An 18,436-nucleotide genomic window follows, 5' to 3' on the forward strand; every position below is an offset into this window, starting at 1 on the left:
CTCCTCAGCTGATCTGATGACGCTACCTATCTGAAATCCGTTCAACCTGTGCCCGCCACGCCCCCTTCATCAGCCTGTAACAAACTTTCCCGATAGAAGGCTGAAAACGTGTCCGTTGGCGCGAGTCGTGGACGGATCGGCAACCGGGTTCGGCCTTCCATGACAAGAATAACCATCGTGACGGATGCCTGGTACCCGCAGGTGAACGGCGTCGTCCGTTCGATCGAGAATACCAACCGGGAACTCGCCCAGATGGGTGTCGACGTGACGATGGTGACGCCGCAGGACTTTACCAGCGTTCCCTGCCCCACCTATCCGGAAATCCGCCTTTCGGTCGCCACCTACTGGCAGATCGCCAGCGCCATTCAGGCCTCGATGCCGACCGCCGTGCACATTGCCACCGAAGGTCCGCTCGGGCTGCTGGCGCGCCGCTGGTGCCTGAAGAACAACATACCCTTCTCGACCAGCTACCATACCCGTTTTCCGGAATATGTAGCTGCGCGCTTCCCCATCCCGGTCCGCTGGCTGCACGGCTTCGTGCGCTGGTTCCACAATGCCGGCAATGGCTGCATGGTGGCGACCGCCAGCCTTGAGCGCGAACTCGCCAAGCTCGGCCTCAAAAACCTGCTGCGCTGGAGCCGCGGCATCGACCAGACGATGTTCCACCCGATGGATCTCGACGAGCGTCCCTTCGACCTGCCGCGCCCGATCTTCATGACCGTCGGCCGCGTTGCGGTGGAAAAGAACCTGCCCGCCTTCCTCGATCTCGACCTGCCCGGCTCCAAGGTCGTGGTCGGCGACGGCCCGGCCCGCGCTGACCTGCAAAAGCGGTATCCGAACGTGCTGTTCACCGGCATGAAGACCGGCGAGGATCTCGCCCGCGCCTATGCCCAGGCCGATGTCTTCGTCTTCCCGTCGAAGACCGACACGTTCGGCAACACGATCCTTGAGGCGCTGGCAAGTGGCGTGCCGGTCGCCGCCTACCCGGTCACCGGCCCGATCGATATCATCGAGGAAGGCTCGGGCGCCGGGGCGCTCAACGAAGATCTCCGCTTGGCCTGCCTTGCGGCGCTTGGCTGCTCGCGCGAAAACGCAAGGCAGCTCGCCCGCAAATTCACCTGGGAAGCGGCATCGAAACAGTTCCTGAACAACGTGCTGATTGCCCAAGGGCGGCCGAAACTGCCGGCCCCACGGGGTGGAATTAGGCCTTCGACGGTATAACGCCAATCCCCATCCGCTCGCCGCGCAAGGCGCGCTCTCCCTGCATACGACGATATTCGCCCGGAGGAAAAGAGACGGTGCGGCAGTCTCCCAATGATCTCCCCCCTTGAGGGGGAGATGTCACGAAAGTGACAGAGGGGGGTGACGACGGTTCGGCAAATACAGCGGCAGAAGAGTGTGCCGCGACACCCCCCTCTGCCCTGCCGGGCATCTCCCCCTCAAGGGGGGAGATCGGCAGGATGCACCGCCCCGTTCCTCACAGGCGATGACCTCCCGCCTCGCGGGAGAGCCAAAAACGCCAGATAAAAACCCAGAAACCCCTCACCGCTTCTTCTTGCGTCCCTCGAAGGGATTTTCACCCGCCTTGAAATGCATGCGGATCGGCACGCCTGGAATGTCGAAGTCGGCGCGCAACCCGTTGATCAGGTAGCGGATATAACTTTCCGGCAGCGCGTCGGGCCTGGTGCAGGACACCATGAAGGCCGGCGGGCGGGCCTTGACCTGGGTCATGTACTTGAGCTTCAGGCGGCGGCCGGAGACGGCCGGTGGCGGATGCTGGGTCTGCACGCCATCGAGCCAGCGGTTGAGCCTGGCGGTCGAGATGCGCTTGTTCCACACCTTGTCGGTGTCGATGATGCTCTGCATCAGCTTGTCGAGCCCGTAGCCCGTCTGGCCGGAAATCGGCACGGCGCGAAGCCCCCGCGCCTGCGGCAGCAGCCGCTCGGTCTTTTCTCGGAGATCCGCGAGCACCGCCTGCGTATCCTCGACAAGATCCCACTTGTTGAAGGCAAGCACGGCGGCCCGGCCTTCGCGCAACACCAGGTCGACGAGCTGCAGGTCCTGCTTCTCGAACGGAATGGTGGCGTCGAAAACGATGACCACCGTTTCGGCGAACCGGATCGAGCGCAGCGCATCCGCAACAGACAGCTTCTCGAGCTTCTCCTGGACGCGCGCCTTCTTGCGCATGCCCGCGGTGTCGAACATCTTGATCGTGCGGTCGCGCCATTCCCATTCGACCGAGATCGAGTCGCGGGTGATGCCCGCTTCCGGGCCGGTCAGCAGCCGGTCTTCACCGAGGAAGCGGTTGATCAGCGTCGACTTGCCGGCATTCGGGCGGCCGATGATGGCGACGCGCAGCGGCTTGGTCTCGTCGTATTCCGGCTCGGCCTCATCCTCGCCCTCGTCCGCAAAATCGGAATCCCGGATGTCGATATTGGTCTCCGCCTCGTCATCGTCTTCCGGAAACGCCCGCTCCTCGCCGAGCGCCTCGACGATCGCGTCGCGCAGGTCGATCATGCCCTGGCCGTGCTCTGCCGAGATCGGCACCGGCTCACCGAGACCCAGCGTATAGGCATCGTAGAAACCGGCGTCGGAACCGCGCGCTTCCGACTTGTTGGCGACCAGCACGACCGGCTTGCCGCTGCGGCGCAGCAACTCGCCGAAGGTCTTGTCGAGCGGCGTCAGGCCGGACTTGGCATCGACCACGAACAGCGTCAGGTCGGCGTCGTCGACCGCGGCCTCGGTCTGGGCACGCATACGACCTTCGAGCGTCTCAGGGCCGGCCTCTTCGAGACCGGCGGTATCGATGATCGTGAATTTGAGATCGATGAGCTTCGCGTCGCCGGGACGGCGGTCGCGGGTGACGCCCGGCGTGTCGTCGACAAGTGCCAGCTTCTTTCCAACCAGGCGATTGAAAAGCGTGGACTTGCCGACGTTCGGGCGTCCGACGATGGCGACGGTGAAGCTCATTCTGTATCCTTAAAGCCCTGGGCGAAAACCGTCAGGGCGCCTTGCCTGAAGAGGCGATGTTGTCGAGCATGATCTGCGCGCGGTTGGCAACATTGCGCGGCGCAGAGGCGTCATTGGCGATCTGCTGGAACCATTCCTTGGCCTGCGCGACCTTGCCGGCCTTGTAGGCGGCAAGACCAAGCGCCTCGCGGGCGGAATTGGCAAGCGGATTGGCAGGCACGGCCATGGCCTGCACTTCGGCGGCCACCTGTTCATAGGTGCCGTTGTCGATCAGCAGCCAGGCGGCGCGCATCCGGGCGAGGTCGCGCATCGCCTGCGGCGCCTTGGCATCCTTGCCGACCGCCGAGAAGGTGGCGATTGCGCCAGCGGCATCGCCCTTGGACTGCTGCACCGAGCCGGCGCGCAGCTTGGCGAGCACGGGATAGGCGCCGCTGCCGTCCTTTTCGAGCGCGCCGAAGGCGGCCAGTGCCTCGTCGTTCTTGTTTTCCGAAGCAAGCTTCAGGGCCGCCAGGAAACGGTCGCCCGATTGCGAAGAATTATGTGTGTTCCAGTATTCATAGCCACGATAACCAGCCGTACCGACGACGATCAGCACGGCGACCGCGATCACAATCCTGCCGTAACGCTGCCATGCACCCCTGAACTGATCGGAACGAAGCTCCTCGTTCACTTCGCGAATAAAACTGTCGTCGTCCTGCGCCATCAAAGTCTCCGGCCCAACCGGCCCATCATGCGGAAAAGCGCCTTCTAGCCTATTTTCCCGGAGATGTAAGGCCCCCCTTAACTCCCGTCGCGCAAAAGTGGTCACCGGTTTTGCAAAGTCGGCGAGCGCAAAGCCGAAAACATCCGCCAGGAAGCCCGTTGGTGGCCTTTCGGACGGAATCGAATCCACACTTAAAGCTGCCCGCTCAAAGCTTCGCCTTATTCTGCGGCCACAAAGCCCGCTGCCCTTCGCCATGATTCAGGTATCTTATGCGTTCGCTTGCCCTTCCCCTCGCCCTCTGTCTTTTCGCAGCGCCCTTCGCAGCCAGCGCCGCCGACAATACCGCTGGCAAGCCGAAACAGCTGGTGATGGTCTCGTTCGACGGTGCCGGCGCCAACAACCTCTGGCAGCGCAGCCGTGATCTCGCCAGGCGCACCAATGCCCATTTCACTTACTTTCTCTCCTGCACACTGGTGATCGAGCGCGCCAATGCCAAAAGCTATCAGGGGCCGAACGAGAAGCCCGGCAAGTCGAATATCGGCTTTGCCCAAACGGCCACAGAGGCTCGCGAACGGCTCGGCCACGTCTGGCAGGCGCATCTCGAAGGCCACGACATTTCCAGCCATACCTGCGGCCATTTCGACGGCAAGGACTGGACGGCGGCAGATTGGAGCGCCGAATTCAACACCTTTCACGACGTGCTGACCAATGCCTGGAAGACGGCCGGCGCCGGATCGGAGGAGCCCGCCGGCTGGAAGGATTTCGTCGCGACCGGGATCAATGGTTTCCGCGCGCCCTATTTTTCTACCAGCCCCGGCCTGGTCGAAGCCGAAAGACGGGCCGGCATCCGCTATGACGCCAGCCTCGTCACCAAGGGACCGGTGATGCCGGAGGAAAAGGGCGGACTTATCCGCTTCGGCCTGCCGCTCATTCCGGAAGGCCCGTCCAATCGGCCGATCATTGCCATGGACTACAACCTCTTCATCCGCCATTCCGGTGGCATCGACAATCCGAGCAGTACCGTCGAATTCGAGGAACGCGCCTATTCCGCCTTCAAGGCCGCCTTCGACAAGGAATATGACGGCGACCGCATCCCCCTCCAGATTGGCCTGCATTTCGTCGAAATGAACGGCGGCGCCTATTGGCGGGCGATGGAACGGCTGGTCGGCGACGTCTGCGGCAAGCAAGACGTCGCCTGCGTCAGTTATTCGGAGGCGATCAGGCTGATCCGTGAGCGGGAGAAGCCACGGGTGGCATCGGGGTTGTAACTCGGCTGCCTACGAGACGGAGCAAAAGACCCGCCCCGGGGACGATTCCACTTGCCCGCCAAACCTCATCAACCCTTTAACCACATTCACATCCCCGCCTCCCGAACCCGCGCCATAATCACCCCGTCATCGGATGGGAAACCGGGTTCGCGAACCGGCATTCTCCTCAAGGGTTTTCGGACCCCGGTTTCCGGTGATGGCCGTCGAATGTGGTGGAACGGGAACTGACAACTCCCAAAAAGCTTCAGGAAACGGTCGGGGCAGGCGGAAAGCCTGATACCCAATAGCCTGAAATACCCCGCCTGCCTCATCCCAAAACAAAACCGCGCCGGGCAAGACGTCCGGCGCGGCCAAAACTGCTTGCGTTCAGATGGCGATCAATACGGCCGGTCGGCCGCGATCTCGCCGGCTTCGGCTTCCCGCTCCAGATAATGCCGGTCGATGGTCGGCAGCGGCTGGTCGTCGATCGCTGCCTCAAAGGCCTTGAGGCGTTTGTGGATGGAGAGCAGTTCGATGATCGTCGTCCAGGATGTGACGAGGTACTGGAACGAGTTGCTCACCTGGCCGAAGGCGGTGGCAATCTGCTGGTAGATACCATAGGTGATCTTGCCCGCGACGATCGTCGGCACCAGCATCAACAGCAGGAACACGGCGTCGGCCTGAATGTAGAAATACCGTGCCACGTTGAAATAGAGGTAATGGAAGTACATGCGGAAATAGTTCCTCCGCACGTTGCTGTAGAGCTCGTTGATGGTCGCCGGCCGTGCGCGGTCGGCATGGTCCTCGCCATAGACCAGCTCCTTGCGATAGGCCGCCTCGACGCGCTGGTTGCGGAAATTCAGCCCCGGCAGCTTGATGCCGACCGTCGCCAGAAGAACGGTGCCGAACGCCGACCAGAAGATGGCGAGCCAGAACAGCGCATGCGGCACCTCGCCGATGAACGGAAGCTCGGAGACGTAACCGGACAGCGCGAACAGGATCGGCAGGAAGACGACCAGCGTCATCACCGCATTGATGAGGTTGATGCCGAGGCCCTCGAGCGTTGCGGAAAACCGCATCGTATCTTCCTGGACGCGCTGGGAGGCGCCTTCGATGTGGCGCAGCTTTTCCCATTTCGACATGTAGAAGTCGTTCATCGCCGTGCGCCAGCGGAAGATGTAGTGGCTGGTGAAAAAGTCCGTCAGGATCGAGACCGCCATGCTGAGGAAGACGATCTGGGCGAAGACGATCTGAAGATCGTAGAAATTCCAGGCGGTAATGCCGGGCTGTTTCGAAAGGGCATTCTGCAGCAGATCGCCGAACGGCCGGCGCCAATTGTTGATCACCACCGAAACCTGCACCCCGAAATAGGTCACCGCGATGATCAGCAGCGAGCCCCAGACCGACCAGCGCTTCCAGGGATGGTCATGGGCAATCACGCTCCAAGTACCCCCGAACAGCAATAGGCAGACTGCGAAATACGCATAGAACCAAAGGTTCGCAGGCACCAGGAAATAGGAAAGATCGTAAGGTTCCCGCTCCGGCATCACATATCCGAAGGATGCGCCAAGACCGTCGAAGACGAAATACCAGGCCAGGATGGTAACAATGGCCCAAACGACGCCCGAAAGTGCGAACAGTTTCGGCCGGGGAAAGAAGGAGTGGAACACGGAGCTTTGGCTTTCCTGAGTTCGAGTCGGCGGGATGTCGGAAACGACTGTTGAGCCGGAAACTAAGGCAGTTCCAAGGGAGCGGCAATGGCCCCGTCATTTTGTTACGCAATTGTAACCACGGGATTATTAGGAAGCGCTGCGCGCAACCGGGAGTGCGAGGAGAACGCACACGACAAGGGCGGCCGCCGCAAGAAGCGTCGGGGCGACGAAACTGCCGCTCCCTTGAGCGATCCAGCCGGCGACCAGCGGGCCGATGATCTGGCCGGTGCCGAAGGCGGCGGTGGCGGAGGCGAGTGCCCGGCGCGGGCTTTCCGGCGAGAGCTTCCGGCCGATCTGCAGCCCGTAGGCGGTGATCACCATGAAGGTGACGCCGAGCAGCAACCCGCCGACAAGCGCACCCGCCGTCGGCGGCAGCATGACCGAACCGAGCACCCCGACCATCTGCAGGCCGAGCGCCGTGGCATAGGTTTTGCCGAGCCCGAAGCGGTTGACCACCGGCCTCCAGAGCAGGAGTGAGACGGCAGCCGCCGAGCCGGTCAGGAACCAGGCGAGGAATTCGACGACCGGGCCGGCATTCCCCATCCGCGCGATGGTGACGAGGAAGGTCGCGGTGATCACGTAGCCGAAGCCGAAAAGTCCGTAGGAGGCAGTGAGCAGCACGAGCGGCCTGCGCCATTTAAGCGGCGGTTCGACCGCCGAGCCGGTGCCGATCGCCTGTTTCGGCAGGATCCACGCGACAACGGCGAGCACGACGAGCACGATCGCCGCGCCGGCGAGCCAGTTCGTCCGCCAGCCGTGCGCGCCATCACCGACCATCGTATTGACGACGAAGACCAGCGCCGAGGAGAGCGCGATGCCAAGCCCGACGCCGCCGAAATGCAGGACGTTCACATTGTCGCGGCCGACCGCATAGGGCAGCACGATCGACGAGGTGAAGATCATCGCAAGCGCGCTCGCAAGGCCTGCCAGAAACCGGATGACGATGAAGGCGACGACGGAGTCGGTCGCGGCCATGGCGGCAAGCAGGATCGCGGTCGCCAGAAGCCCGCCGAGCGCCACATTGCGCTCGCGCCCCGCCGCCCAGCCATAGGCGGAGAGAATGGCGCCGGCGAGATAACCGGCGAAATTGCCCGCCGCGATATACCCCGCATCGGCCGCCGAAAGCGGAATGCCGGTCATCATGCCGGGCAGGATCGGCGTGTAGAAGAAACGCCCGAAACCCATCGCCGCCGCCATGGCGATGGCGCCGGCAAAGCCGATCAACAGGGGGCGGTGCGAATAACTCGTATTGATCTGCAGCATGGCACGGTTATCGCAGCCGCGCCCGGTCGCGGCAAATAAGGAATTTTCATTGCAGCGATGCACCGGAATGATGGATCGGTACACAAGCGATCGTGCATGTGCCGCGACGATTTGGTGCAGTGCATGACCGAAACCGTCTTGCTGCTGACATGAAAGCAAGCCAATCTCTGAGCCATCGCCATCGGGGCGCGGAGGCATGCGCATGGAACATGACCTGACCCTATCCGAAGTGCTCGTCGATCCGTTGATCGCCCAGCTTCGCCAGGCCGACGCTGTCGGTTACGCCGCTTTCGCGCAATTGCTGCAGAGTGCGTCCCGCGTCTATGCGCGCCAGATGCTGGGAAACCTTCAGACGGAGCGTACCGACGCCTTCTATCGTCGCGTCGATGCCGTGTCGGGCGCCAACAAGCACAACTGACCGACCTGCCGCGACGGCAGGTCTTCCCTCAATCTGCAAGCGTCAGGATCAGCGGTCCGTTACGGGTCGCGACGATCGTATGCTCATATTGCACGGTGGGTGCCTTGGGGTCGCTGTAGAGCGTCCAGGGATCGCCATTGCTGCCATCCTCGGCCCAGTTGGCGCCGAGTGACAGGAACGGCTCGATGGTAAACACCAGCCCGTCTTCCATCGAGCGCGTCTCGTGGCGATCCGGCCAGGTGGGGATTTCCTTCGGCTCGTCATGCAGCGTCAGGCCGATGCCGTGGCTCGAAAGATTGGTGATCAGCGTATAGCGGTTCTTCTTGGCGAAGTTTCCGATTGCATTGCCGATACCGGAAAGCGGCTTGCCGGCCTTGACCTGCTGCAGCCCGGTCCAGAGCGCCCGGCGGCCGTCGCGGCAGAGTTTTTCGATCTCGCGCTTCACCGGCGGCACGGCGTAGGAGGAACCCGTATCGCCGAAAAAACCGTCCTTGACCGCCGAGACGTCGATATTGACGAGGTCGCCCGCCTGGATCACCCGGTCGCCCGGAATGCCATGGGCGACTTCCTCGTTGACGCTGATGCAGGTGGCGCCCGGAAACTGGTAGCAGGTCTCCGGCGCCGATTGTGCACCATTGTCCTCCAGGAACTTGCGGCCGATCGCGTCGAGTTCGCGGGTAGTGATCCCCGGTTCCAGCGCCTTTGCCATGGTCTCCATCGCCTGCGCGCAAAGCCTGCCGATATCCTTCAGCTTGGCCAGTTCGTCTTCGGTGGAGATAACCATGGTCTGCCTAACGTCCTAACGTGTTCAAACTCGATCAGGCGGCCGGTTTCGCGCCATCGGCCGAGCCCGTCAATTCTTTTCTGACGACCCCAGTTCTTTTCTGACCAGCGGCGCGACTTTCGTGCCGTAGAGCTCGATGCCGCGCATCACCTGGTCATGCGGCATCGGACCGATCGCCATCTGCAGCAGGAACCGGTCCATGCCGAACACTTTGTGGGCGGCGATGATCTTTTCGGCCACCAGTTCCGGCTCGCCGAGGAAGAGATTGCCGAGCGTCGAGCGCGCCTCGTCGAAATGCGCCCGGTTGGTCGGCCCCCAGCCGCGCTCGCGGCCGATGCGGTTCATCACCTCCGCCTGCGGGCCGTAGAACTGGTCGGCGGCGGCCTCGGTCGTATCGGCGATGAAACCATGCACGTTGATGCTGGTCTTCAGCTTGGCCGGATCCTGACCGGCGCGGCGGGCAGCCTCGCGGTAGAGGTTGAAGAAGGGTGCGAAGCGCGGATATTCGCCTCCGATGATGGCGACCGCGAGCGGCAGGCCCATGGCCCCTGCCCGCGCCACCGATTGCGGCGTGCCGCCGACGGCGATCCAGATCGGCAGTTGCCTCTGCAGCGGGCGTGGATAGACGCCGCGGCCGTTGATCGGCGCGCGCTTCTCACCCTGCCAGGTGACGATCTCCTGATCGCGGATGGCGAGCAGCAGGTCGAGCTTTTCGGAAAACAGCTCGTCATAGTCGCCGAGATCGTAGCCGAACAGCGGATAGGATTCGATGAACGAGCCGCGGCCCGCCATGATCTCCGCCCGACCATTCGAAATCAGATCGACGGTCGAAAACTGCTGGAAGACCCGCACCGGATCGTCGGACGAGAGCACCGAGACGGCGCTGGTCAGCCGGATATTCTTGGTGATCGCGGCAGCCGCGGCAAGCACGGTCGAGGGCGACGAGATTACATAGTCCGGGCGGTGATGTTCGCCGAGCCCGAACACATCGAGCCCCACCTGGTCGGCAAGTGCGATCTCCTCCAGCAGATCCTTGATCCGCCTTGCGCCTTCCGCGCCCTTGTCCAGTGCTGCGGCATCGACATCGCCAAAAGTATGAAGTCCGAGTTCCATCTTGAAGAAATCCATTCGTTGATGCCCGTCAGATAGTTATCGGGCACCTTTGGCGCAAATGCTATTCTTTCGAAGGCATCGTTCGATGGAATGGATAGGTGCAGGGGCGACCGGCAGCACCTGTGTCATAATTTGACAACTCGCACGGGACTGTAAGATTTCGGGTACAAATATAGGTTTAGCATCTAAGGGAATGGTAATCGATCGGGCATAGACTCCCCGGCCAGCAGAGGTAATAGTTTAGGTAAATCGAATGAATGACAGCACCGGAAATCGGCCGGACTCGGACGTTCCGAACCTGCAATCGTCGAATGACATCCTTATCGTCGAGGATTCCGCCGCCCTTTCGGCATTGCTGCGACAGCGGCTCGAGCGGGAGACGGCCGGCAGGACCTTTTGCTGTGCGAGCCTGGCTCAAGCTCGCATGCTGCTGGCGGGGCAGAAATTCACCCTGGCCGTGACCGGCCTCAACCTGCCCGATGCGCCAAACGGCGAGATCCTTGCCCTGCTGGCCGAATACGCGGTTCCGACAATCGTCTTCACGGCAACCTCCGAGACGGAGGGCACCATCCGCTACACCGAGCGGAAGATCATCGACTATATCGTCAAGAGCGACAACAGAACGGTCGATACGGTCGTCAGGACCGTGAACCGCATCCTGACCAACAACGCCTTTTCCGTTCTTGTCGTCGATGACGCGAGATGGGCCCGTTCCGGTCTGGTCGAGATCATGCAGCGGCAGAATTTTCGTGTCCTCGAAGCCCTTTCCGGCAAGGAGGCCCTGGATATGCTTGCCGACAATCCATCGATCGAACTGGTCATCACCGACTACAACATGCCCGACATGGACGGACACGAGCTGACGAGGCGCATTCGCGCAACCCGGCCATCGGACGAGCTGCGCATTATCGGGGTTTCGTCTTCGACCGACCGCGGCCTCTCCGCAAGCTTCCTGAAAGCCGGAGCGTCGGATTTCATCTACCGTCCCTTCGTCCCGGAAGAGCTGCAATGCCGCATCGACAACAATGTCGAAACGCTGACCCAGCTGAAGCGGCTGCGTTATCTGGCGGAACGAGACCATCTGACGGGTCTCGCAAACCGCCGCTTCTTCTTCGAAAAGAACCCGCCCCTGGAACCTGCACCGCCAAACGACGCGGTTGCCATCCTCGACATCGACCATTTCAAGTCGGTCAACGACACCTATGGCCACGAGGCCGGCGACCAGGTGCTGAAGCGTCTTGCCAGCACCCTCAGGGAGATGACCATCGACAAGCGATACCTCGCTGCCCGCCTCGGCGGCGAAGAGTTCGCAATCTACATGAAGGACACCAACGCCTTCCAGGCTCATTCCTTCTGCGAACAGGTACGCAGCCGCGTCCAAACCACCACCATCCCGCTGCAGGACAAGGACATATCGGTGACCATCTCCATCGGCGTCATGGAAATGGAGGAGCGCGAGACCTTCGGCAACCAGCTCAACGCCGCCGATCAGCTTCTCTACATGGCAAAAAAGAACGGCCGCAACCGCGTCTATTCGAGCCTGACGATACCGGAAGCGCTGATCCCCCAGGCGCAGGAACCGGAGGAACCCCGTACCCGAGTGACCCGGCGCCCCGGCACCCGGTGAATTGCCAAACGAAGTTCGAATCCGTTTTCAAAGACTTACGGCGGCCTTCTGAATCAATCCCGAAAGCGCCTTGAGGCCGGCGAAGCCGCCCGAGCCTCACCCGGGCGGCAACTCTCTGCTTCAGAACGTCTTGGCGATCTCTTCGAGCTGTCTGGCAACGATGCCCCAGCCTTCCTCGAAGCCCATCTGCTGATGGGCATTCTTGTCTTCCTCCGTCCAGTGATAGGCCGTCGCGATATATTTCGTGCGGCCGTCGCCGAGGTCCTCGAATTCGACGACTGCAGTCATGAACGGCTTTTCCGACGGCACCCAGGCGCTGGTATAGGCGTCGGTGAAGACCAGTTTCTTGTTCGGCACCACTTCCAGATAGATCCCATAATTGGGGATCTTCTCACCGTTCGGCCCTTCCATCAGGATGAAGCTCGATCCGCCGGCACGGACGTCCATCCGGGCTTCGGTCACCTTCCAGGGCTGCGGGCAGAACCATTCGCCCATGCGTTCCGGCGTGGTCCAGGCCTTGTAGAGCTTGTCGGCCGGCACGTCCATTTCGCGGACGATCTGCAGGGCGTATTTGGCGGTATTCTCGGTCATCGTCTGTCTCCCTCAGGTTTTACAAAACATCTCATCCGATGTTGAACCTAGGACGTGTAACGAGAACGATATCCGACAAGTGTCATGGATTTTTTTAAGGGTCTGCAGCAAATATTTTCGGAACCGGGTGACAGGCATCGGGAGGGGCAATGGTCCAGTTCATATTTGAGGCGACGGTCATCCACTGGCGCGGCCCGTCCCCTTTCTTCTTCGCGCCGCTCCCGCCGAACCATGCAGAGGAGATCAGGCGGCTATCGAAGCTCGTGAGCTACGGCTGGGGCGTGATCCCGGTCGACGCCACGATCGGCGGCGTCTCCTTCTACACGTCGCTCTTCCCGAAGGACGAAACCTATCTGCTGCCATTGAAGGACGCGGTGCGGAAAAAGACCGGAATTACCGCAGGCGACACGATTGCCGTGGAGATGACGTTACGGCAGCCGAGGCGGTAGCGGGGGCATTGTATCTGCGGTTGCCCGCCCTATTCCACCAGCGGCGTCACCGCGCCGAGCTTGTCGATCTGCTGGCGGATATGGGCGCATTCGGCGGCGGAATTGGCAAGCGCGATCGCCCGGTCGAAGGCCTCGCGGGCTTCGGGTTTGCGGCCGGCCTGCATCATCAGTCCGCCCTTGACCCCGTGAAAATAGAAATAGCCGTCGAGCTTGTCGGCAAGCGGCGCGATCATGTCGAGCGCCGCCTCCGGCCCTTCGAGCTTCGAGACCGCGACGGCCTTGTTGAGCGTCACCACCGGCGACGGCTGGATGCGCTCCAGCAGTCCGTAGAGCATGGTGATCTCTTTCCAGTCCGTATCCTTCGGGGTCGGGGCGCGGGCATGCAGCGCCGAGATCGCCGCCTGCACCTGATAGGGGCCTGGCTTGCGGTGCCGGATCGCCTTGTCGAGCAGCGCCAGGGCCTCGTTGATCAGCTTGCTGTCCCAGCGGCCGCGGTCCTGGTCCTCGAGCAGCACGATCTGGCCATCCTTGTCGATGCGCGTTCTGGCGCGCGAATGCTGCAGCAACATCAGCGCCAAAAGGCCCATGATCTCCGGTTCGGCCGGGAAGATCCGCAGCAGGAGGCGCGCAAGCCGGATCGCCTCGTCGCAGAATGCGGCGCTGTCGAGATTGGTAATGCCGGCGGAATACCCCTCGTTGAAGACCAGATAGATCATCGACGAGACGATGCCGAGCCGCTCGGCCCGTTCCGAAGGCCCCGGCGTCTCGAACGGCACGCCGGCCTTGGCGACGCGCGCCTTGGCGCGGGTGATGCGCTGCTCCATGGCGCTGTCGCCGACGAGGAAGGCGCGGGCGATCTGGGCGACGCTGAGGCCGGAAACGATCCTGAGCGCCAGCGCGATCTGCTGGGTCGCCGGCAGGTCCGGATGACAGCAGATGAACATCAGCCGCAGGATATCGTCGCGGTAATGGGAATTGTCGAGCCGGTCGGCCATGTCGCCTTCGGCATCGGACAGATCGGAGAAGGCTTCCTCCTCCGGCAATGGATCGTTCTTGGAGCGCTTGCGGACCACGTCGATGCCGCTGTTGCGGCCAACGAAGATCAGCCAGGCGGCCGGATCGCGCGGCGGGCCCTTGTCCGGCCAGGTCTTGATGGCGCGCAGGCACGCCTCCTGGAAGGCCTCTTCCGCGATATCGAGATCGCGGAAGTACCGAAGGAGCGCGCCGAGCGCCTGCGGCCGGGCGGCCGTCAGGGCAAGATCGATCCAGGCAATATCTGTCATGTCTTGGTCTCGCTATTTTTGATTTCGCCGGGATGGAAGACGTAGAAGGGCCGGATTTCGTAGGAACTGGATCCGGGATTGACGACCGAAAGCGCCTTCGAGAATGTGACCGCCTCTTCCAGCGTCTCGACATCGAGCGTGTAGAAACCGAGCAGCACTTCCTTGGTTTCCGCAAACGGCCCGTCGAGCACCAGCGGTTCTTCCTTGCCTTTTCGCACGGTCGTCGCAGCGGTCGTCGGCATCAGCCGTCCGACCGGGCCGAGCTTGCCGGCCTGCGCGTAAGGCGCCTGCACCTCGATGAGCCTTGCCATGACGGCATCCTCTTCCTCCTTGGACCAGGCGAAGACGGTTTCCTCATGGGCGTAGCAAAGGATGGCGTAAAGCATGCGTAGCTCCTTCTCTCAATGAAGACGAAGGATTAGCGCGGCTGCCGACAGGGTGCAGCAATTTTTTGATGGATCAGGGCCGACCGGTCGGACTGGTGCCGAAAGTCTCGCGGAAACGGCGGGAGAAATGCGACCGCGAGGCATAACCGGCCGCCTCCGCCGCAGCGATGCTGGAGGCGCCCGAGGATATGGCGTTCTGGCCCGCCTTCAGCCGCTCCCGGCGCAGGATTGCTCGGAACGAGCCACCCTCCAGCGAAAGACGACGCCGCAGCGTCGAGGCCCCGATGCCGATCTGTTCGGCGACCTCGGTTATGCTCCACTGTTCGGAAGGGGCAGTGGCGATAAGCCAGGCGATCTCGTCCGAAAGGCTCTGGCGGAACAGCAGCCGCGCTTCCGGCAACGGGCGGAGCAATGCCAGCACCTCGGCCATCCGCAGCCGCTTGATCGTTTCGCCGATGGCCCCGTCGGCAATCGTGGTGGCCGCATGACAGAGCGCCTCCACCAGACCCTCGCTGAGCGGCACGCCGAAATTGCCGAGTTCGCCGCCCTTCAGCCGCTCCGCCGTCGAGAGCGGCGGTATCCCTTCCGGCAGCGACGGAACGTCGAGGCGCAGTGCGACGTAGAATCCGTTCGTCTCGTCGGGAATGTTGACGACATCCATCGGCACCTTGCGCGGCAGGACGAAAACGGAGCCCGGGGAAAAGGCATGCGTCCGGTCGCCGAACCAGATTTCCTTCTGCCCGTAGAGCACGATGCCGATCATCGGATCTTCGAGCTCCAGCGCCTTCACCTTCTCCCGGTCGAAACAGCAATAGATGAACAGCTGCTCCGTATAAGCGTTCATGCCGGGCTTGAGACGCCCCGCCACCATCGGGCGCAGACGGTCGAGCAGGCGGCGGGAAAGATCGGGAAGACGCTGGGTGACGATCAGGTTCATCGCCGCAGTATAGCGCAGGACCGACGATGAAAAACACTTCAGGTGAGCGTTTCGGGCTCAAGCGGTTAAAAATCCGGCCCTGACGGGATCTCGAAAGCAGGCAGAAGGCGTGGCTTCAACGCAGGAGACTTTTGATGAAGACCTTAGCCACCCTTTCCACCCTTGGCGCTTCCGTTCTGGCCGCGGGCATCGCCCTCTTCACCCTGTCGGGCTCCGCTCGCGCCGCAGCCGATATCGAACTGTGGCGGCTCGATTGCGGCTCGATCGTGGTCAAGGACCTGTCGAGCTTTTCCGATACGTTCGCCTATAAAGGTGAAAGCCGCACCCTGACCGACAGCTGCTATGCGATCCGCCACGGCGCCGATTACCTGCTCTGGGATACCGGCCTGCCGGCGGCCCTGATCGGCAAGGCGCCGGACCTCACCCAGCCGCTCGCGCCATCGCTTTCCGTCGACATCCCGACCCAGCTCGCAAAGATCGGTATCAAGCCGGATCAGATCGGCATCGTCGGCATCAGCCACAACCATTTCGACCATCTCGGCCAGGCCTCGACCTTTGCAAAGGCGACGCTGATGATCGGCGCCGGCGACTGGGAAAGCCTGCACGAAAATCCCCTGCCCTTCGGGGTCATGCCGGCGCTCGTCCAGCCCTGGATGGACGGCAAGGCAAAGATCGACCCGGTCTCGGGCGATCGCGACGTGTTCGGCGACGGTTCCGTCACGATGCTCGCCATGCCCGGCCACACCAAGGGCGAGACGGCGCTGCTCGTCAAACTGCCGCAGAGCGGACCGGTCCTGCTCTCCGGTGACGTCGTGCATTTCGAAGAGCAGATCGGAAACAACGGCGTGCCGCCCTTCAACATCGACCGGGCCGAAAGCCTCGCCTCGATGGAGCGCATGAACCGGATCGCCAAGCAGCTGAACGCAAAGCTGGTCGTCCAGCACGACGCAGGCGATATCGGCAAGCTGCCGGCTTTCCCGGCCAGCGCCCGCTGACTTCGATGAGATCGCCACTGGCGCATCGCGCGCCGGTGGCTATATTCCGCGGAAACAAAAACTCTGCCTCCCAAGGAACCCCGACATGGCCGACCTTTCCGCCTTCCCGATCACCTCCAGATGGCCCGCTCAGAACCCGGACGTTCTGCAGCTCTATTCGACGCCGACGCCGAACGGCGTGAAGGTTTCGATCATGCTGGAAGAGATCGGCCTGCCCTACGAGCCGCATTTCATCAATATCGGCGCCGACGAGACATGGGGTCCGGAATACCTGTCGCTCAATCCGAACGGCAAGATCCCGGCGATCCTCGATCCGCACGGCCCCGGCGGCAAACCGCTGGCGCTGTTCGAAAGCGGCGCGATCCTGATCTATCTCGCCGAAAAGACCGGCAAGCTGATGTCGTCGGATCCGGCCAAGCGCTACGAGACCATCGAGTGGGTGATGTTCCAGATGGCCGGTCTCGGGCCGATGTTCGGCCAGCTGGGTTTCTTCCACAAGTTTGCCGGCAAGGACATCGAGGACAAGCGCCCGCGCGACCGTTATGCCAAGGAATCGCACCGCATCATCCGCGTGCTGGAGACCCGTCTCGAAGGCCGCGACTGGGTGATGGGCGACGAATATTCGATCGCCGACATCGCCATGCTCGGCTGGGTACGCAACCTGATCGGCTTCTACGGCGCCGGCGAATTCGTGGAATACGATCAGCTGAAACGCGTGCCGGAATGGCTGGAACGCGGCCTCGCAAGGCCCGCCGTCCAGCGGGGCCTCGACATTCCGAAGCGTCCGGCCTGATCAAACAGCATAGCCGCCCTAATTCATGGGGAGATGGAGGTAAGACATGCCGAAACCCACGCTCCCCATGGAAGGTTCATGCCGCTGCGGACAGGTGCGCCTGAAGATCAGCGCGCCGCCGATCCTGACCATGGCCTGCCACTGCACCGGCTGCCAGAAGATGAGCGCCAGCGCCTTCTCGCTCTCCGCCGCGATCCCGTCTGAAGGGTTCGAGGTGACGCAAGGGGATCCGGTGATCGGCGGCCTGCATGGCGACGACGCCCACCACTATCACTGCCCGCATTGCAAGAGCTGGATGTTTACGAGGCCGGTCGGCATGGACTGGTTCGTCAACCTGCGTCCGACCATGCTCGACGACCCGCAATGGTTCGTGCCCTTCATCGAGACATATATGTCCGAAAAGCTGCCCTGGGCGACGACACCGGCCGTGCATTCCTACGAAACCTTCCCGCCGATGGAGGACTATGAGGGCCTGGTGAAGGAATTTGCGGGACGGGTTTGAAGTTCGAAATCGCTTGTAAAAATCCCTGACTGCTTCCATCATTGGGGGGAAGGAGCTGTCGATGGACATCCATGTTTCGCTGACGGACGATCTGGCCGAGTTTGTCAAATCCAAGGTCGAATCGGGACACTATCGCTCTTCGAGCGAAGTCGTCGAGGAGGCCTTGCGCCTGCTGGAGGAACAGGACCACGCAGCCGATAATCTGACGCGCCTGAAAATAGCGTGGAGCGAAGGTGTCGAGAGCGGCGATTATCGCCCTCTGGATTTGAAAGCGATCAAGGCCGAAGGCCGCAGCAGACGTGCGGGCAAGCCTTGATCCATGGCCAAGATGGTCGTTTATTCCAGCCGGGCTCGTGACGACATGTTGGACATCTGGTCCTGGATCGCCGACAAAAGCGGAGTGGCCATGGCCGATGCGGTTGCCGAGCGCCTGGAGGCCCGCATATCGCGATTGTCGGATCATCCCGAGATGGGACCGGGGCGGCCCGATATTGCGCAATCCGCCCGCATGCTTCTGGTGGAAAGGTGGCTCGCCCTCTACGCGATCGCCGACGACACGGTTCGCGTTGTCCGCATCGTCGATGGTGCCGCCGATCTTCGGCGGGTCAAATGGGACACCTAACTCCATCCGGCGAAACTGCGTAAAAAAATCGCCGCCCCATG

The 18,436-nt window shown here is 62.1% G+C and carries 20 protein-coding genes; 10 read left to right on the plus strand and 10 right to left on the minus strand.

What is annotated here, in order from left to right:
- Positions 1 to 159: 159 nt before the first annotated feature.
- Positions 160 to 1,221: a glycosyltransferase family 4 protein gene (locus tag ACZ9IU_RS15555; RefSeq protein ID WP_038544374.1), complete on the plus strand. Its 1,062-nt coding sequence runs from the start codon at positions 160 to 162 to the stop codon at positions 1,219 to 1,221.
- 321 nt (positions 1,222 to 1,542) lie between these two features.
- Here the strand turns inward: ACZ9IU_RS15555 and der are convergent, their stop codons facing one another.
- Positions 1,543 to 2,970, minus strand: coding sequence for a ribosome biogenesis GTPase Der (gene der / locus ACZ9IU_RS15560; RefSeq protein WP_038544376.1), 1,428 nt, complete (start codon positions 2,968 to 2,970; stop codon positions 1,543 to 1,545).
- Positions 2,971 to 3,001: 31 nt separating this feature from the next.
- Complete coding sequence (locus tag ACZ9IU_RS15565; RefSeq protein WP_038544378.1) at positions 3,002 to 3,673, minus strand: tetratricopeptide repeat protein; 672 nt, start codon at positions 3,671 to 3,673, stop codon at positions 3,002 to 3,004.
- 269 nt (positions 3,674 to 3,942) lie between these two features.
- Between ACZ9IU_RS15565 and ACZ9IU_RS15570 the strand changes: the two genes are divergently transcribed.
- The gene (locus tag ACZ9IU_RS15570; RefSeq protein ID WP_038544380.1) at positions 3,943 to 4,941 is read left to right on the plus strand and encodes a polysaccharide deacetylase family protein; all 999 of its coding nucleotides are present in this window, start codon (positions 3,943 to 3,945) and stop codon (positions 4,939 to 4,941) included.
- 377 nt (positions 4,942 to 5,318) lie between these two features.
- Here the strand turns inward: ACZ9IU_RS15570 and sbmA are convergent, their stop codons facing one another.
- On the minus strand, positions 5,319 to 6,590 hold the full coding sequence (sbmA, locus tag ACZ9IU_RS15575; RefSeq protein WP_038544382.1) for a peptide antibiotic transporter SbmA: 1,272 nt from the start codon (positions 6,588 to 6,590) through the stop codon (positions 5,319 to 5,321).
- A gap of 129 nt (positions 6,591 to 6,719) precedes the next feature.
- Positions 6,720 to 7,895, minus strand: coding sequence for a YbfB/YjiJ family MFS transporter (locus ACZ9IU_RS15580; RefSeq protein ID WP_051900139.1), 1,176 nt, complete (start codon positions 7,893 to 7,895; stop codon positions 6,720 to 6,722).
- Between the two features lie 202 nt (positions 7,896 to 8,097).
- On the opposite strand from ACZ9IU_RS15580, the gene ACZ9IU_RS15585 reads away from it, so the two are divergent.
- Entirely contained in the window at positions 8,098 to 8,313 is a 216-nt protein-coding gene (locus tag ACZ9IU_RS15585; protein WP_038544383.1) for a hypothetical protein, read from the plus strand.
- 28 nt (positions 8,314 to 8,341) lie between these two features.
- On the opposite strand, the gene map is transcribed toward ACZ9IU_RS15585, so the two are convergent.
- Both map and ACZ9IU_RS15595 read right to left on the minus strand, forming a co-directional pair.
- Positions 8,342 to 9,097 carry a type I methionyl aminopeptidase gene (gene map, locus ACZ9IU_RS15590; RefSeq protein ID WP_038544385.1) on the minus strand — a complete coding sequence of 252 codons (756 nt, stop codon included), beginning with the start codon at positions 9,095 to 9,097 and terminating at the stop codon, positions 8,342 to 8,344.
- Between the two features lie 69 nt (positions 9,098 to 9,166).
- Positions 9,167 to 10,210: an LLM class flavin-dependent oxidoreductase gene (locus tag ACZ9IU_RS15595; protein WP_038549494.1), complete on the minus strand. Its 1,044-nt coding sequence runs from the start codon at positions 10,208 to 10,210 to the stop codon at positions 9,167 to 9,169.
- A gap of 253 nt (positions 10,211 to 10,463) precedes the next feature.
- Here ACZ9IU_RS15595 and ACZ9IU_RS15600 point away from each other — a divergent pair, with 253 nt between their 5' ends.
- Positions 10,464 to 11,837, plus strand: coding sequence for a GGDEF domain-containing response regulator (locus ACZ9IU_RS15600; RefSeq protein WP_051899782.1), 1,374 nt, complete (start codon positions 10,464 to 10,466; stop codon positions 11,835 to 11,837).
- A gap of 120 nt (positions 11,838 to 11,957) precedes the next feature.
- On the opposite strand, the gene ACZ9IU_RS15605 is transcribed toward ACZ9IU_RS15600, so the two are convergent.
- Positions 11,958 to 12,428 (minus strand): SRPBCC family protein, encoded by a 471-nt coding sequence (locus tag ACZ9IU_RS15605; protein ID WP_038544387.1) that lies wholly within the window; start codon positions 12,426 to 12,428, stop codon positions 11,958 to 11,960.
- Between the two features lie 149 nt (positions 12,429 to 12,577).
- Here ACZ9IU_RS15605 and ACZ9IU_RS15610 point away from each other — a divergent pair, with 149 nt between their 5' ends.
- On the plus strand, positions 12,578 to 12,877 hold the full coding sequence (locus tag ACZ9IU_RS15610; RefSeq protein ID WP_173426752.1) for a DUF1905 domain-containing protein: 300 nt from the start codon (positions 12,578 to 12,580) through the stop codon (positions 12,875 to 12,877).
- A 29-nt stretch (positions 12,878 to 12,906) separates the two neighbouring features.
- On the opposite strand, the gene ACZ9IU_RS15615 is transcribed toward ACZ9IU_RS15610, so the two are convergent.
- The 3 genes from ACZ9IU_RS15615 to ACZ9IU_RS15625 all read right to left on the minus strand — a co-directional run bounded on the left by ACZ9IU_RS15615 (position 12,907) and on the right by ACZ9IU_RS15625 (position 15,483).
- Complete coding sequence (locus ACZ9IU_RS15615) at positions 12,907 to 14,160, minus strand: RNA polymerase sigma factor (RefSeq protein WP_038544389.1); 1,254 nt, start codon at positions 14,158 to 14,160, stop codon at positions 12,907 to 12,909.
- Positions 14,157 to 14,546 (minus strand): YciI family protein, encoded by a 390-nt coding sequence (locus ACZ9IU_RS15620; RefSeq protein ID WP_038544391.1) that lies wholly within the window; start codon positions 14,544 to 14,546, stop codon positions 14,157 to 14,159. Before ACZ9IU_RS15620 ends, ACZ9IU_RS15615 begins: the two co-directional genes overlap by 4 nt.
- A gap of 73 nt (positions 14,547 to 14,619) precedes the next feature.
- Positions 14,620 to 15,483: an AraC family transcriptional regulator gene (locus tag ACZ9IU_RS15625; protein WP_038544393.1), complete on the minus strand. Its 864-nt coding sequence runs from the start codon at positions 15,481 to 15,483 to the stop codon at positions 14,620 to 14,622.
- A 134-nt stretch (positions 15,484 to 15,617) separates the two neighbouring features.
- Here ACZ9IU_RS15625 and ACZ9IU_RS15630 point away from each other — a divergent pair, with 134 nt between their 5' ends.
- The 5 genes from ACZ9IU_RS15630 (at position 15,618) to ACZ9IU_RS15650 (ending at position 18,395) form a co-directional block, all read left to right on the plus strand.
- A complete protein-coding gene (locus tag ACZ9IU_RS15630) occupies positions 15,618 to 16,478 on the plus strand; it encodes an N-acyl homoserine lactonase family protein (RefSeq protein ID WP_051899783.1) in 861 nt (286 codons plus the stop codon).
- An 85-nt stretch (positions 16,479 to 16,563) separates the two neighbouring features.
- Entirely contained in the window at positions 16,564 to 17,271 is a 708-nt protein-coding gene (locus ACZ9IU_RS15635) for a glutathione S-transferase N-terminal domain-containing protein (protein WP_038544394.1), read from the plus strand.
- A gap of 46 nt (positions 17,272 to 17,317) precedes the next feature.
- Positions 17,318 to 17,773: a GFA family protein gene (locus ACZ9IU_RS15640; RefSeq protein WP_038544396.1), complete on the plus strand. Its 456-nt coding sequence runs from the start codon at positions 17,318 to 17,320 to the stop codon at positions 17,771 to 17,773.
- A 61-nt stretch (positions 17,774 to 17,834) separates the two neighbouring features.
- Positions 17,835 to 18,089, plus strand: a complete 255-nt coding sequence (locus ACZ9IU_RS15645) for a type II toxin-antitoxin system ParD family antitoxin (RefSeq protein ID WP_038544398.1) — start codon at positions 17,835 to 17,837, stop codon at positions 18,087 to 18,089.
- A 3-nt stretch (positions 18,090 to 18,092) separates the two neighbouring features.
- Positions 18,093 to 18,395: a type II toxin-antitoxin system RelE/ParE family toxin gene (locus tag ACZ9IU_RS15650; RefSeq protein WP_038544399.1), complete on the plus strand. Its 303-nt coding sequence runs from the start codon at positions 18,093 to 18,095 to the stop codon at positions 18,393 to 18,395.
- The last annotated feature ends 41 nt before the right edge of the window (positions 18,396 to 18,436 follow it).

The sequence above is a fragment of the Mesorhizobium sp. USDA 4132 genome (assembly GCF_056279545.1).